This is a genomic window from Rhizobium sp. SVR5-9E, assembly GCF_056755095.1.
This window is the reverse complement of record NZ_JBNDHS010000267.1, coordinates 1-388: the sequence shown is the minus strand read 5'-3', so window position 1 is coordinate 388 and position 388 is coordinate 1. Positions and strand designations below refer to the sequence as shown.

Here is a 388-nt window from a genome sequence, read left to right as displayed (position 1 = left end):
CTCTACAACACTGGTGATTGTCCTTCAGAAAGGAAAAAACATTGATGAGATCGGGAAAATTATTGATTTTGCTTTAAAACAAAAGTGTGTCCGCGGAATCACTTTTCAGCCTGTCGAACTTGCCGGAAGAAACCGTGAAGATTCTGCGTATGAAAAGATAACGTTGACTGAAGTAAGACAGGAGATTTTAAACCAATTTCCGCTTCTCAATTCGGATGATATTATTCCGGTTCCGTGTAATCCGGATGCTTTGGCGATGGGCTATATTCTGAAGCTTGAAGGTGAAACGATTCCTTTAACACGATATATCAACCCCGCTGATCTCCTGAATAATGAGACGAGAAATACCATCGTCTATGAGCAGGATACCGGTCTTCAGATGCAGCTT

At 41.5% G+C, this 388-nt stretch carries 1 pseudogene; it reads left to right on the top strand.

The window, feature by feature from the left end:
* A pseudogene (locus ACPYOJ_RS34735) lies at positions 1–388 on the top strand (radical SAM protein); the annotation flags it as partial.